The organism is Halorientalis pallida (genome assembly GCF_004118325.1).
In the GTDB taxonomy this organism is placed as follows: domain Archaea; phylum Halobacteriota; class Halobacteria; order Halobacteriales; family Haloarculaceae; genus Halorientalis; species Halorientalis pallida.
Genome location: NZ_RDFA01000002.1, coordinates 25547 through 39354, shown reverse-complemented (window position 1 = coordinate 39354; position 13808 = coordinate 25547). Strand labels below are relative to the sequence as shown.

18 protein-coding genes are annotated in these 13808 nt (G+C 68.3%); 10 read left to right on the top strand and 8 right to left on the bottom strand.

The window, feature by feature from the left end; translation table 11 throughout:
* Positions 1 to 67: 67 nt before the first annotated feature.
* The 3 genes from EAF64_RS05335 to EAF64_RS05330 are packed head-to-tail and all read right to left on the bottom strand — an operon-like array spanning position 68 to position 1686.
* On the bottom strand, positions 68 to 919 hold the full coding sequence (locus EAF64_RS05335; RefSeq protein WP_129067961.1) for an aldo/keto reductase: 852 nt from the start codon (positions 917 to 919) through the stop codon (positions 68 to 70).
* Positions 920 to 957: 38 nt separating this feature from the next.
* A complete protein-coding gene (locus EAF64_RS20815; protein WP_193767583.1) occupies positions 958 to 1122 on the bottom strand; it encodes a hypothetical protein in 165 nt (54 codons plus the stop codon).
* A 42-nt stretch (positions 1123 to 1164) separates the two neighbouring features.
* A complete protein-coding gene (locus EAF64_RS05330) occupies positions 1165 to 1686 on the bottom strand; it encodes a type IV pilin (protein WP_193767582.1) in 522 nt (173 codons plus the stop codon).
* Positions 1687 to 1870: 184 nt separating this feature from the next.
* Between EAF64_RS05330 and EAF64_RS21575 the strand changes: the two genes are divergently transcribed.
* Together EAF64_RS21575 and EAF64_RS05325 are read left to right on the top strand one after the other, a co-directional pair.
* Complete coding sequence (locus tag EAF64_RS21575) at positions 1871 to 1999, top strand: hypothetical protein (RefSeq protein WP_267899424.1); 129 nt, start codon at positions 1871 to 1873, stop codon at positions 1997 to 1999.
* 90 nt (positions 2000 to 2089) lie between these two features.
* Positions 2090 to 4189, top strand: coding sequence for an HsdM family class I SAM-dependent methyltransferase (locus EAF64_RS05325; RefSeq protein ID WP_129067959.1), 2100 nt, complete (start codon positions 2090 to 2092; stop codon positions 4187 to 4189).
* On the opposite strand, the gene EAF64_RS05320 is transcribed toward EAF64_RS05325, so the two are convergent.
* Positions 4175 to 5173, bottom strand: a complete 999-nt coding sequence (locus tag EAF64_RS05320; RefSeq protein ID WP_129067958.1) for a glutathione S-transferase family protein — start codon at positions 5171 to 5173, stop codon at positions 4175 to 4177. The genes EAF64_RS05325 and EAF64_RS05320 overlap by 15 nt on opposite strands.
* A gap of 195 nt (positions 5174 to 5368) precedes the next feature.
* On the opposite strand from EAF64_RS05320, the gene EAF64_RS05315 reads away from it, so the two are divergent.
* Positions 5369 to 5899, top strand: coding sequence for a 50S ribosomal protein L16 (locus EAF64_RS05315; protein WP_129067957.1), 531 nt, complete (start codon positions 5369 to 5371; stop codon positions 5897 to 5899).
* Positions 5900 to 5982: 83 nt separating this feature from the next.
* Here EAF64_RS05315 and EAF64_RS05310 read toward each other — a convergent pair whose 3' ends face one another.
* Both EAF64_RS05310 and EAF64_RS05305 read right to left on the bottom strand, forming a co-directional pair.
* Complete coding sequence (locus tag EAF64_RS05310) at positions 5983 to 6414, bottom strand: universal stress protein (RefSeq protein WP_129067956.1); 432 nt, start codon at positions 6412 to 6414, stop codon at positions 5983 to 5985.
* A 77-nt stretch (positions 6415 to 6491) separates the two neighbouring features.
* Positions 6492 to 7106 carry a hypothetical protein gene (locus tag EAF64_RS05305; protein ID WP_129067955.1) on the bottom strand — a complete coding sequence of 205 codons (615 nt, stop codon included), beginning with the start codon at positions 7104 to 7106 and terminating at the stop codon, positions 6492 to 6494.
* A gap of 233 nt (positions 7107 to 7339) precedes the next feature.
* Between EAF64_RS05305 and EAF64_RS05300 the strand changes: the two genes are divergently transcribed.
* Both EAF64_RS05300 and EAF64_RS05295 read left to right on the top strand, forming a co-directional pair.
* Positions 7340 to 8206, top strand: coding sequence for an ATP-grasp domain-containing protein (locus EAF64_RS05300; protein WP_129067954.1), 867 nt, complete (start codon positions 7340 to 7342; stop codon positions 8204 to 8206).
* 68 nt (positions 8207 to 8274) lie between these two features.
* A complete protein-coding gene (locus tag EAF64_RS05295) occupies positions 8275 to 8640 on the top strand; it encodes a hypothetical protein (protein ID WP_129067953.1) in 366 nt (121 codons plus the stop codon).
* Positions 8641 to 8644: 4 nt separating this feature from the next.
* Here EAF64_RS05295 and EAF64_RS05290 read toward each other — a convergent pair whose 3' ends face one another.
* Entirely contained in the window at positions 8645 to 9031 is a 387-nt protein-coding gene (locus EAF64_RS05290) for an Hsp20/alpha crystallin family protein (RefSeq protein WP_129067952.1), read from the bottom strand.
* 72 nt (positions 9032 to 9103) lie between these two features.
* Positions 9104 to 10129: a type II glyceraldehyde-3-phosphate dehydrogenase gene (locus EAF64_RS05285; protein WP_129067951.1), complete on the bottom strand. Its 1026-nt coding sequence runs from the start codon at positions 10127 to 10129 to the stop codon at positions 9104 to 9106.
* A 124-nt stretch (positions 10130 to 10253) separates the two neighbouring features.
* Here EAF64_RS05285 and EAF64_RS05280 point away from each other — a divergent pair, with 124 nt between their 5' ends.
* The 5 genes from EAF64_RS05280 to EAF64_RS05265 all read left to right on the top strand — a co-directional run bounded on the left by EAF64_RS05280 (position 10254) and on the right by EAF64_RS05265 (position 13750).
* Positions 10254 to 11093 (top strand): hypothetical protein, encoded by an 840-nt coding sequence (locus EAF64_RS05280; RefSeq protein ID WP_129067950.1) that lies wholly within the window; start codon positions 10254 to 10256, stop codon positions 11091 to 11093.
* A gap of 44 nt (positions 11094 to 11137) precedes the next feature.
* Positions 11138 to 12094, top strand: a complete 957-nt coding sequence (locus EAF64_RS05275; RefSeq protein ID WP_129067949.1) for an aminopeptidase — start codon at positions 11138 to 11140, stop codon at positions 12092 to 12094.
* 134 nt (positions 12095 to 12228) lie between these two features.
* Complete coding sequence (locus tag EAF64_RS20810; protein ID WP_193767581.1) at positions 12229 to 12378, top strand: hypothetical protein; 150 nt, start codon at positions 12229 to 12231, stop codon at positions 12376 to 12378.
* Positions 12379 to 12471: 93 nt separating this feature from the next.
* Positions 12472 to 13125, top strand: a complete 654-nt coding sequence (locus tag EAF64_RS05270) for an HVO_0476 family zinc finger protein (protein ID WP_129067948.1) — start codon at positions 12472 to 12474, stop codon at positions 13123 to 13125.
* A 1-nt stretch (position 13126) separates the two neighbouring features.
* Entirely contained in the window at positions 13127 to 13750 is a 624-nt protein-coding gene (locus tag EAF64_RS05265; protein WP_129067947.1) for a protein-L-isoaspartate(D-aspartate) O-methyltransferase, read from the top strand.
* Positions 13751 to 13808: the final 58 nt, after the last annotated feature.

Below are 13808 nucleotides of genomic sequence, written 5' to 3'. Positions count from 1 at the left end.
CGTTGTTGCCGTGTCGGCCGCTCGTCCGACGGATGGCTCACGGACCGGACCGTGGCGGCGGACCGCGTTACTCGCTCAGCCGAGCGATCTCCGCGTCGGTGAGTTCGAGGTCGGTGGCGGCCACGTTCTCTTCGAGGTGGGCGACGCTCGACGTGCCGGGAATCGGGAGCGTCACCGGCGAGTGCTGGAGGTGCCAGGTGAGTGCGACCTGCTCGGGGGTGGCGTCGTGTGTGTCGGCGATCTCCGCGAGTACGTCGGCCGTGTCGCCCATGTCGCCGGCACCGAGCGGGAACCACGGGACGAAGCCGATGCCGTACTCCTCGCAGGCGTCGAGGACGCGATCGGAGCCACGGTCAGCCTCCGTGTCGCCGGGGTTGTAGCGGTTCTGGACGGTCGCGACGTCGACGATGTCGCGGGCGGTCTCCAGTTGCTCGACCGTGACGTTGCTCAGGCCGACGTGGGCGACCAGCCCTTCGTCTTTCAGTTCGGCGAAGGTCTCGACGGAGTCCTCGAAGGGTGTATCCGGGTCGGGGCGGTGGAACTGGTAGAGATCGATCTGGTCGACGCCCAGTCGGTCGCGACTGACGAGGACCTGGTTGCGGATGTAGTCTGGGTCACCGTGTGAGAGCCAGTCGCCCTCGCGGTTGCGGAGCAGGCCGGCCTTGGTGGCGACGACCAGCTCGTCGGCGACGCCGGCCTCGCGGATGAGCCGTTCGCTCACGCCGGGGCCGTAGGAGTCCGCCGTATCGACGAAGTCGACGCCGAGGTCGGCCGCCCGCTGGAGGACTTCGCGGGCGGCGTCTTCGTCCGCCGGTGGCCCGACGATGTCGGGGCCACAGAGTCGCATCGCGCCGAAGCCCAGTCGGTGGACGGTCAACTCGCCGCCGATGTCGAACGTGTCGCTCCGGTTCTCGACCATACCGTCCCTGCGGGGGCGACCGGCAAAGGTGTTGGCCGTCACTCCTCGCGGCCGACGAAGACGGTCTTGAGCCGGCGACCGCAGTTCGGACAGCACAGCGACTGCCACTTCGTCGGGTCGAGGTCGCCCATCGTCTTCGTCCGAGTGGCCTCCTCGCGGGCCACGTCGCGCTCGCAGGTGTCACAGTGCAGGTCGTCCGACATCACCGCCGTTTCGGGCCCGGACGGCAAAACCGGTTCCGAGTGCTACCCGCCCGTCCGGTCCGGCCCGGTCCACTCGTAGACGATCTCGGATCGCTCGTCGTTTTCGGTCGTCCAGACGATGCGGACGGCCGCCTCCCCGAGGTCCAGGTGCTGACTGCCGGTCACCGGTGTCCCGCTCCCCGTCGTGAACGCCGTCCGGTCGAGGACGACCGTCTCCGAGGACGTGAACGCCGAACCGACCTGCCGTTCGAGTGCGCTCCCGTCGTACTCCACCGGTGTTCCGCGCTCGGTCGTCGCGTCCTGTATCCGGAGACTGACCTCGCCGGTCGGCACCGGCTCGCCGCTCTCGTGGACGATCCGGAGCGTCTGACCGTCGCCGATGGCGCTGTCGTTGTACGTCGTCGATGCCGAGAACGACGGCCCCGACTCCTCGAGCGCGCCGCCGTACTGGAACAGGTAGACGCCGACGCCGCCGACGAGTAGCGCCGTGACCCCGATCAACAACACCACGCCGACGACTTCACTGACACCTCTCTCGCGTCCGAACCACATCCCCCGACTCATGCCCGCTTGATTTCGACCCTGCCGACTTAATGCATCACTTCGTTTCGAGCAACAAAGTCGCCCGTGGCCTGCTCGACCAGTCGTACGCCCGAATAAATGAATACGCTTATATAAAATCAACGACCGTGACAGAATACGGCGACCGCGGGGTGTGGGGACCACCTGTCCGTCGCCGAGGACAACCATGACACGACGCTACACCGACGCCGAGAACACGGGTGCGCCGGTCGTTCCGCTGCTGTCGGAGCGACGCGAAGTCGCCGACGAGGATCACGACGAGCAGGTACGCAGCCACCGCAGTCAGCGCGTATAGCGACTCTTCTCGATACCGACGGGTAGCCGACAGCGTACGCGCTCGATCCGGTGGTGGCTATATATTCCTGGAGCACGACACACGGTGACGATGGCCGAACGGCCGACGGAGGGACTGGACGGGCTGGTGACGACGGTCGCCGAGGCCGCGGGCGACCGGTCCCGGCCCGACTGGCTGGCGACGGCCACCGACGACGCGACGGTCCGGGAGCGACTCGCGACCCTCGGGCAGGTGGCCGCGGACGACGGGACGGCCGACGCCTACCAGCGGTCGCTCCCGGTCGATCGCCGGCGGGCGGACGGTCACTTCGTCACCGACCCGGCGGTCGCGGCGGCCTGTTGTCGCTGGGCCATCCAGCCTCGGTCGGACGACCGCCTGCCCCGGGTCCTCGACCCCGCCGTCGGGAGTGGCGTCTTCCCCGTCGCGGCGGTCGAGCGCCTCGCCGCCCTCGCTCCGGCGTCGACGCCGGCCGACCGACTCGGCCAAATCGTCGGCGTCGACACCGACCCGGTCCCGCTCGCGCTGGCCGCCCATCGACTGCTGGACGCGACCGACCCCGGCCCGGACGCCCGGTGCCGGCTCTACGAGTCGGACTTCTTCGCGGTCGACCCCGGTCCCGACCGCACCAGTACCGTAACCGACGACGGCCTCGTCGCCGGGCAGTTCGACGCTGCCGTCGGCAACCCACCGTACGTCCGCCAGGAGACCACCGATATCGACCGCGCCCGTGGCCACCTGGCCGCGTTCGGTCCCGACGGCGAACGGCCGTTTCTGGACGGCGACCGCGCGCTGAGCCGCCGCAGCGATGCGTACGTCTACTTCGTCACGCACGCCACTCGCTTCCTCCGGGCGGGCGGTCGCCTGGGCGTCGTCGTCCCGAACAAGTGGCTCACCACTCGCTACGGCGAGTCCTTCCAGCGGTTCCTCTTCGATCACTACCGGCTCGCCGCCGTCGTCGGCTTCGGCGCACCGGTGTTCGACGACGCCTTCGTCGATGCCGTCCTGCTCCTGGCCGAGCGGTGTCCCGACCCCGAGCGCCGCCGGTCGACGCCGGTCCGCTTCTGTCGCATAGACGAGCAGGTGTCGGTCACCCGACTGCTCGAGCTGATCGACGCCGATCCGACACTGCCCGACGACGGACTCCGCACTCACGTGACCGACGACTGCCGGCGCGTCACGGTCAGGCAGGGGCATCTGTCCGACCGCGAGTCGTCGAAACTCGCGCCGTATCTGGACGCCCCCGAGTCGTTCATCCGCCTGCTGTCGAACCCGTCGCTCGTCCCGCTGTCCGACCGCTGTACCGTCTCCCGCGGCGTGATGACCGGCGCGAACGACTTCTTCTTCCTCGACGCCGACGGCTGGGCCACCGAGATCGACGACCGGTTTCTCGAACCCGCCATCAAGAGCATCCGCGACGTGGACGGCCCCCGCGTCACCGCCGCCGACACCGACCGGTACCTGCTCGACGTGCACGAGTACGTCCGCGAGGTCCGGGCAGACTACGACGGCGAGTCGGACGCCAGCCTCGACGCCACAGTCCGCCGCGCGCTCGACCGGGACGGTCACGACGCGCTGGCCGACTACGTCGCCTGGGGCGAGCGTCAGGGCTTCCACGAGCGCCGGTCGTGTGCCAGCCGCCGGGTCTGGTTCGACCTCGGTCCGCTGTCGGCCCCCACTGTGTTCGTCCCGAAGTTCTTCGATCGCCGGGTGCCCGTCGTCGCCAACCCCGACGGCCTGCTGGCGAGCAACGCCGTCGACTGCCTCTGGGTCGACGACCCGGACGCCGGTGACGGCGGGACAGACGCTCATCCGGTTGATCGGGCGACGCTCGAACGGGCCACGCTCGGCGTCCTCAACGCCACGGTGACCGCGGGGGTGCTGGAGTGCTGGGGCCGCAGCGAGGGCGGCGGCGCGCTCCAGGTGATGACCTACGAACTGGCGTCGCTCCCGATCCCCGACCCACTGGCGATGGCCCCCGAGACCCGCCGCGCGGTCGCCGCGGCCGCCGACGCGTTGCTGGCCGGCGAGGACGGCGCTCGCGACCGACTGGATCGACTCGTCCTCGACGCCGTCGACGCGGACCTGGGCGTGGCAGAGTGCCGACGGCGCAGAACGGAGATGGTCGAGCGTCGTGCCGGGACGAGCGACAGCACGGCCGCGCCGCTCTCACTCGACTCAGGCCAGCGGTAGCAGGTCCTCGGGCGGACTGCCGGCCATCTCGTCGCGGTCGTGGTCGGCCGCGAAGTCCAGCTCCGGGCCGGCCGCGATAATCCCCGACGGGTTCACGTCCGGGTGAGTCGTGTAGTAGTGCTCCTTGATGTGGGCCATGTCCACGGTCTTCGCGACGCTGGGCGTCTGATACAGGTCCCGCAGATACGGATAGAGGTTGTCGAACTCGTGGATGTGCTGGCGGTTGCACATGAAGTGGGTGTGGTAGACCTGATCGAACCGTACCAACGTGGTGAACATGCAGATGTCGGCCTCGGTCAGCCGGTCGCCCGCCAGGTACCGCTGGTCTTCGAGGACCGAGTCCCAGTGATCGAGTGCGGCGAACAGCTCTTCGACCGCCTCGTCGTAGGCCGACTGACTGCTGGCGAACCCGGCCCGGTAGACGCCGTTGTTGATCGGCTCGTAGATCTCGTCGATGATCTCGTCGATTTCGTCCTGATAGCCCTCGGGGTAGAGGTCCACGTCGCGCTCGGCCACCTCGTGCATCTCGGTGTCGAGCATCCGGATGATCTCCGCGGACTCGTTGTTGACGATGGTCTCCTGCTTCTTGTCCCACAGCACGGGCACCGTCACCCGGCAGGTCGCGTCGGGGTCGGCCGCGACGTAGGCCTCCCGGAGGTAGTCGAACCCGTCGACCGTGTCGGGCGTACACCCCGCCTTCTCGGGCGTGAACTGCCAGCCGTCCTCGCCGCGGTAGGGGTCGACCACGTCGACCGTGATCGCGTCGTCGAGGCCCTTCAGCGCGCGGACCAGGAGCGTCCGGTGGGCCCACGGGCACGCGTAAGAGACGTAGAGGTGGTACCGGCCGGCCTCGGCGGGGAACTCCGCGTCGGGGTCGTCGACGATCTCGTCCCGGAAGGTCGTCGTCTGACGCTCGAACTCGCCGTCTTCGTTGGTCGTTTCGTACGCGTCGGTGCGCCACTCGCCGTCGACGAGCTTGTTCATCGTACGCTGTTCATTGGGGTTCCGGGCGTAAAAACAGGCTAGTACGGTCGGTGTAACCTGGCGTCGTCGCCCGATCCGGGCCGACGACGCGGAACTGGTCGCGTTCTCGGTCGCTTGACTGCTCGGGACCTCCACCCTGGTCCAGTTCGACGGGTTTTTGTACGCGCTTGGCCTCGATTCCGCCAAGAGATACCTATGTCGGACAAACCTGCCTCGATGTACCGGCAAATCGACAAGCCGTCGTACACCCGCCGTGAGTACATCACCGGAATCCCCGGCTCGAAGGTCGCACAGCACAAGATGGGCGACAAGACGACCGACGCTGACGACTACCCGGTCCAGATCAGCCTCATCGTCGAGGAGGAAGTCCAGATCCGCCACGGGTCCCTGGAGGCCTCCCGCCTGTCGGCCAACCGATTCCTCATCCAGGAACTCGGCGAGAAAAACTACAAGATGGTCCTCCGGAAGTTCCCCCACCAGGTCATCCGGGAGAACAAACAGGCGACCGGTGCCGGTGCGGACCGTGTCTCCGACGGGATGCGCCAGGCGTTCGGGAAGATCGTCGGCACCGCCGCCCGCATCGACAAGGGCGAGCGCCTGTTCACGGCCTACTGCGACGTCGATCAGGCCGAGGAAGTCAAGGAAGCCTTCCGCCGCGCCTACAACAAGATCTCGCCGCCGTGCCGGATCAAGGTCGAACGCGGCGAAGACCTGCTGATCGCCTGACCACGGCGACTTCTCGCCGATCTTCTACAGCCGACGAGCCGTCGGGCCAGTGACCGCGCTCCGGGCAGGCCGTCCGTGCCCCTTCACTCCGCGTCGCCCACTCTGATCGTCAGCACCGGCACGTCAGCGGACCTGACGACCTTCTCCGTGACACTGCCCAGCAGATACCGGTCCAGGCCGCGCCGGCCGTGGGTCCCCATGACGATCATGTCCGCGGCCACCTCGTCGGCGTAGTCGAGGATCTCCCGGTACGGACTCCCCTCGCGCACCTCGCTCTCGGCGACGAGGCCGGCATCGGTGATCCGGTCGACCGCGTCCGCGACGACACGTTCGCCCGTCGCGCGCAGCGACTCGACGGTCGTCCCCTCGACTGCACCGCCGCCCAGCGAGGTGGTGTTTGCGACGAACAGGACGTGTACTCCCGCGTCGTGTGCGTCGGCCTGTTCGAGCGCGTGCTCCAGTGCGACCGCCGCGCCGTCGCTCCCGTCGGTCGGAAAGAGTATCTCGTCGTACATACTCCACAGTCCCGCCGCCGTCCACTTAGTATTGCGTCGAACTCCCGCGAACTGAGAACCGGAGGGTACCCCGTACCCTACTCGTGGGCCCGGAGAATCGCCTCGTAGTAGGGGACCATCACGTCCTTGCCCTGTTCGAGGTGCTCCGCCGAGCGGTAGTCGTGGAGTTCGACCGCCAGCGCGTACCGGGTCGCTTCCGGGCCGAACCCGGACTGGCCGTACCGGGGCTTGCGCGGATACTCGGGATCGCCTAGCGCCACGCGCAGTTCCAGCATCTGGGCGCGCATGATCGGCGTCCAGTAGTCGCCGCCGGTCTTGTGCCGCCGCCAGGCCGTCGTCGACAGGTCGGCGTAGTCCTCGTCGATACCGAGCAGGCGCGCCCGCTCGGCGAAGTTCTCGTGGACCGGCCCCCAGTCGGCCGCGTCGAGTGCCTCTCGGTCGAACTCGCCGTCCGTCTCGTGTGCGTCTTCGACCTCGTCTTTCTTCCAGAGCGCGTTGACGTAGGCCACCGCGGCCCGCCGCGCCGTCGCGTCGTCGACGTGCTGAAACTGGCTACTGTCGACCGTCGCGAACGCCTTCACCGCCGCCATCCGGTCGCGCTGGTCGTGCGCGACGAACCCGTCCCAGACCCGCTCCGCGAGGAATTCGGCGTGGTCCGTCACCGACTCCCAGCTCTCCTGTTGGGCACTCATCGCTCCGACCGACCCCCGTCGGCATCCCGACTTCCCGTTCGATCCCCGTCTCTACTCGGCCGACCCCATCGACGTCCGTCGAGTGGACTCGCCAACATGATTGCAGCGAATACATTCCAATCGAAGTTAAATATTTGACAGGGCTAGTATATTAAATGACACTCGGTCGGCGTCGTGCCGACTCGACCCTGGCGAACGGCGGACTTTAGTCCGCGCGGTCCGAGGACGCGGGCATGCTCCGGCTGGCGGTCGCGACCGACGCGGAAACGTACGAACGGTTGCAGGACCCCCTCGAACAGCGGGGAATCGCGGTCGCGTCCGTCGCCACCACCGAACGGACGCTCCCGGTGACAGACGCCGGCTTCGACGAGTTCGACGGCTTCGACGTCGGGTTCGTCTACCCGCCCCGCATCATGGAAGGCGGCGTCGCGGACGCCCTGCTGGGAGTCCCGTGGGTCAACGACCGCGACGCGATCCTCACCTCCCGGAACAAGGCCGACGTGATCGCGCGTCTCGACCGGGCCGGCATCCCGGTCCCCGAGACCGTCGCCGTCTCGAACCCGGCGGACCGCGCGGACCTCGTGGCGGCGTTCGAGCGGTTCGAGCCCCCGGTCGTCGTCAAACCCAACTCCGCCACCCGCGGCGTGGGCGTCGCCAAGGCCACCGATCTCGACTCGTTTCTGGGCATCACCGACTACCTCGATCTGGTTCACGACTACCGCGCCACCGGCGACCAGTCCTTCCTGGTCCAGGAGTACCTCCCCGACGCCCGGGACTATCGGGTCATGCTGGTCGACGGCGAGTACGTCGGCGCGGTCGAGCGCCGCCTCCCCGGGGACGCCCTCGAAGCGGGCCAGTGGAAACACAACGTCCACCGCGGGGCCGAGGCGACCGGCGTCGACCTCCCGACGGAGTTGCGCGAATTGGCCGAACGCGTGGCCGAAACCCTCGACATCCCCTGGCTCGGCGTCGACCTGCTGGTCACCGACGACCGTGCCGTCGTCACCGAGACCAACGCCCGCCCGACCGTCGACAGCGCGACGAAGTACGAACCCGGCTTCTTCGACGACCTGGCGGCGCTGATCCGAGGGACCGTCTGACGGGGGACGCACGAGCGTTCGACACGACGCCAAAGTATATTACCCCGGATATGTAACTCCCGAGAAACATGGCCAAAACCCAGCGGAACGACCTGAGCCGCCCGTTTCTCGTCCTCGGGCTCGTGCTCGCCGTTGGTGTGGCGGCCGGGACCGCGCGGTACGCGACCCCGTCGCTCCAGCGGGCGGAGACGATCGCCTTCGGCTGGTTACTGGTCGCGTTCACGTTCACGTACAGCTACCGACCGCTCCGGGAGTCGGTGTACGGGCGACTGGTGTGTTCGGTCTTCATCATGCTGTTCGCCACGTTCTTCTACCTGCGCGGGAGTCGCGGGCCGCTGGTGCCGTTCGGCCTGTTCGCGCTGGCGCTGGCGGCGTTCTGTTACCAGCTCTATCGGCTCGGTGACGACGGCGCCTGGCGCAGTCAGGTCTCCTGAGAACTCAGAGGTCGATGTCCGCCGAATCGTCGGCGCGGTCGAACGTGACTTCGAGGACGCCGTTGTTGTAAGTCGCGCTGGCGGAGTGCTCGTCGACGGTCGCGGGCAGCCGGATGCGTTCCTCGTAGTCCCGGCGGTCGGAGGCGGCCGCGACGGTCAACACGTCGCCGTCGCACTTGAGGTCGATGGCGTCTTTCTCGACGCCGGGGAGGTCCGCGACGACCCGGAGCTGTTCGTCCTCCTCGAACACGTCCAGGTGCAGATCCGAGCCGAAGCCGGCGGAGCCGCCCCGGTCGATGTGGACGTCGTCGCCCATCATCTCGTTCATGACCCGCTCGATCTCGCGGAGAATGTCGTCGATGGGATCGTGGTCGTCGCGGTCGTTGTTCATACCTGCTGGTAAGGCGTGGTCGCCGGAAAAGGTTTCTGTCACTGTCAATCCTCGAATCCCGAGGGTTTCGGGTTAGCGACCCAGCCCCATCCCGAGCGCCTCGTTCGTCCGTTCGATGCTCTCGCGACGGTCGGCGGTCCCCAGCACGGCCCGAATCGCGTCGACGTTCTCCGGCACCACGTCGGACTCCTGGTGGATCGCCTGGAACAGGTAGAGTTCGTCGCCGCCCTCGACGGTGATCGACTCGCCCCAGATGGCGTTCTCCCACACGTCACCTCGCGGCCGACCCGAATCGAGCGCGAACTCCTTGAGCTTGCCCGAGCCGTCGATCCCCATGTGCTCGGGGATGACGAACAGCCGCGATTCGCCCGCCAGCAGGCCACGGACCTCCTCGGTGTCGGTCTCGTCGGTCAACTCCACGTTGACGCTGTGGGTGTGGGTCAGCGTCGCCGGGACCTTCATCCCGAGCGTGTCGATGTCCAGATCCGGGAAGATGGTGTTCACGTCGGGGCCGTGGTGGGAGGGGATCGTCACCGGGTCCGGCAGCGTGTCGTTGATCGGGCCACGCGAGGACTGGGCCGGGTCGCCGCCCCGGCGGACCAGCGTCGCGCGCACCTTCTCCACGCCGTACTCCTCGTCCAGCGCGGCGATGAGTCGGGAGAGTCCCGTCGTGTTACAGGAGACGACGCGGGTGTGGTCGGCCCCTTCGGCCTCGGCGAAGTTGGCCCGGGCGTTGAAGCTCACGTCCACCAGCTCGGCGTCCTCGCCGCCCTGGTAGAGCGCGGGCGTGTCGTACTCCTCGTACATCGCCTTGTTCTCCGCGCCGATGCCCGAGGGCGTGGTGTCGACGACGATCTCACTGTTCTGGACGAGTTCCTCGACCTTGCCGGCCAGCTCGATGCCGGCCTCGTCGAACTGCTCGACCCGCTCGGGGACGGCGGCGTACAGCGGGAAGTCGTTGGCGACGGCCTGTTCGGCCTCGAAGTTCGGCCGCGTCTTGGCGACGCCGACGACTTCCATGTCCGGCTGGGCGCGGACGGCGTCCGCGACCCGCTTCCCGATGGTCCCGTACCCGTTGATTCCGACCTCGATTGTCATATACGGGGATGCCGTAGCGACCGGGTTAACCGTTTCGAGGTTCCGTGATTGGAATTGACTCGGCTCCGAATACCGTCTCCTCGCGCGACCAGGAACTAAGTCGAGCGACCGACTGGGATCAGGTATGGCGGTTTCGTGGGCGGTCGGCCCGGCGAACTCGCGGCTCGTTCGGGGACTCCTCTACCTCGCGTACGGCAGTTTCGGCGGTGTTCTGGTGTTCGTCGGCGTGGTCGTGCTGGCCGTGTTCGGGCCGGCGCTGGACCGTCCGTTCCGTGACTGGCGGGACATGCTGCCGGTCGTGGTCGGACTGCTGTTGCTCGCTCTCATCCGGTCCCGCTCGTTCGCGGTGCTCCGCACCGAGGACACTGCGCCCGACGACCTGCTAGCGGCGTTCGCCGCGCATCGACGACCGTCCCTGCTCGTCGTGGTGTCGGTCTGCTGTGGCGCGCTCTTCTTCCTCGGGCTCCGACTCGGCCACTGGGGCGGACTCGCGTACATCCTGTTCGGGGTCGGCTGTTTCGTGGGTGCCCAGGTGCTGAGCGCCGACGGCGAGATCGACCTCGAGGCCGGGACGGTCCTCCATCGACGGCGGACGGCCGAACTCGATCACGTGACGGGCCTGCGACGGCTGGACCTCGGCCCGCACGCGCTCGTCTGGTTCGCCTACCAGCGCGGCCGGTCGACGAGCACGTCGCCGCGCCTGGTCGTGGTGCCGCCCTCGATTGCCGACCGTCTCGCCGAGGCAGTCGCGGCCACGGACACGGTGTCACCGGGCGAAGTGGACACGACGACCAGACGCGTCCTGATCGGCGGGGGGCTGTTCTGGTACCTGCTGGCCGCCGGGTTCGTCCTCGCGCTCCGGGCCGAGGGCGGGCAGGCCGCCCGGGCCGCGCCGGTCCTGGTGCTGGTTCTTGGACTATTCGGGACGATGTTCCTGTGGGCCGCCTACGTCGAGACCGGGTGAGGGCAGGGACAACACCTATTCCGTCTCCGTGCCCACCTCGGGACATGAAACACAAGCGGCTCCGGGAGCCGGCCGAGACGGCCGTCCGGAAGTGCATGCGCCTCCAGTCGACCGAGTCCTGCCTGATCGTCACCGACCACGAGCGCCAGCCCATCGGCGAAGCCCTCTACGAGGTGGCCAACGAGCGCACCGACGACGCCAGCATCGTCCGCTACCCGCCCGGGAACCAGCACGGTGAAGAACCGCCCGCGGCCGTCGCCGCCGCCATGCAGGCCGCCGACGTGGTGCTGGTCCCGACGAAGAAGAGCCTGACCCACACCAAGGCCCGCTCGGACGCCACCGCGGCCGGGGCTCGCGTCGCGACGCTCCCCGGGATCACCGAAGAGGTGTTCGTCACCGGCCTCGATGCCGACTACGCCGATATCAAGCAACACTGCAAGGAGCTGTACGCGCAGGTCTCCGGCGCGGAGACCGTCCGCGTCCAGACCAAACGCGGCACGGACATCGTGTTCCGCCCTGGCGACCGGGAGTGGCGACAGGACACCGGCATCGTCCACGACCCCGAGTCGATGTCGAACCTGCCGGCCGGCGAGGTGTTCGTGAGCCCAGAGACGGCCAACGGCACCTTCGTCGTCGACGGGACGATGATGCCACACGGCCTCCTGGAGGACGGCCACGTCCTCGAGTTCGAGGTCGAGGATGGCACCGTCACCGAGGTCAGCGACGACGGCGTGCGCGAGGAACTGGAGGCCGCCGCCGAACAGGTGGGTGAGGACGCCTACAACCTCGCGGAACTGGGCATCGGCACGAACGTCGGCGTCACGGAACTGATCGGCTCCGTCCTCCTGGACGAGAAAGCCGCCGGCACCGTCCACATCGCCATCGGCGACGACCACGCCATCGGCGGCGACGTGGAGGCCCCGATCCACCTGGACGGGATCGTTCGGGACCCGAAGGTCTTCGTGGACGGGGAGCAGATCGACCTGCCGTCGGGCGTCTGAGTCGATCGAAGCGACCCGACGGCGAGGACGACGCCGGCGACCGTGACCGCGACGCCACAGACCGGGAGCAGGTACGTCACGATCCGGACCACGTCGGTCGCGCTCCCGGGGTCGAAGTCGGTGGTGCCCACGAGGTGGACGCCGACGGCGACGGCCAGCAGGGCGTGGGACGCCACCAGGAGCCACGGGCCGCCGCCGACGGCAGTTCCGACCGCCAGCGTCGCCATGCCGACACAGAGTGCGACGTTCCCGAGCGCGAACTGCCGCTGGAGATCCATCGGTGAGTCGGTCCGCCGCCAGCCTGCTCAACGTTTCGCCTCCGTCGGCCCGAACCGCCGGTCAGCGACCTTTTATGCACGCACCGAGTAGCACGGCGTATGAGTACGGAAGCCGGGGACAGGGTCGCCATCGCCTGTCCGTCCTGTTCGCCCGAGTTCGAGACGATTCACGAGGTCCTGACGACGGGGGGCGGCGACGCGACGCTGCGGTGTACCGAGTGCGAACACGTCCACAAGGAGCGCCTGCCCGAGGACGAGACCGCACAACTCGACGTAGTGATCTCCCAGGACGGGGAGTCCTTCTCGGCACAGATCGAAGCGCCTGCCGACGCGGAGCTGTCGACCGGCGAGGAGTTCGTCGCCGAGACCGACGCCGCGGTGATGACCGTCCGGATCACGAGCCTGGAACTGGACGACGGCCGCGTCGAGTCCGCCCCCGTGACCGACGTGGACACCGTCTGGACCCGCGCCGTGGGCAACGTCTCCGTCAACGTGACCAAACACCCCAAAGACGGCCGTCGCGAGGCCACCGAGTCCACCAAGGTACAGGTGCCCGGCGACCACGACTTCGTCGTCGGCGAGACCGAGGAACTCGGGGACTTGGAGTTCACCGTCGAAGGCATTCACATCCGCGACGACGCTGAAGGCTACGAGTTCGACAAGGTCGATTACGAGGGCGACACCGTCGCCGCCAAGGACGTGAAACGGCTGTACGTCCGCGACGAGACGTCGACCGCCTGGTCGGCCTGGTAGCATGGACTGGGCGGCCCGACGCGAGGCGATGGTCGACGCGCTCGAATCCGAGCGTGTCGACGACCCGGCCACGCTCGCCGCCCTCCGTGCCGTCCCGCGCCACGCGTTCGTCCCAGAACACAAACGCGAGTCGGCGTACGCCGACACGCCCCTCCTCATCGGTGACGGTCAGACGATCAGCGCGCCCCACATGGTCGCGATCATGACGGACCTGCTGGACCTCGCTCCCGGGACCGACGTGCTGGAGGTCGGCACCGGCTGTGGCTACCACGCCGCCGTCACCGCCGAGATCGTCGGCCCCGACCACGTCTTCTCCGTCGAGTACCACGACTCGCTGGCCGAACAGGCCCGCGATCGACTCGACCGACTGGGGTACGGCGACATCTCGGTCCGGGCCGGCGACGGGGAGCGGGGCTGGCCCGACCACGCGCCCTACGACCGGGCGTATCTCACCTGTGCCGCGCCGGAGTTTCCCCGGGCCGTCGTCGAGCAAGTGCGGCCGGGTGGCGTCCTGCTCGCGCCGCTGGGTACGGCCCGACAGACGCTCGTCCGCGCCCGCAAGCGCGAGGACGGGTCTCTGGACCGCGAGGATCACGGCGGCGTGCGGTTCGTCGAGATGCAGTAGGCCGATCCGTCGGGTGAGTGACGTACCGCCCCGTCGACAGGCGGGCCATTCAAGAGCC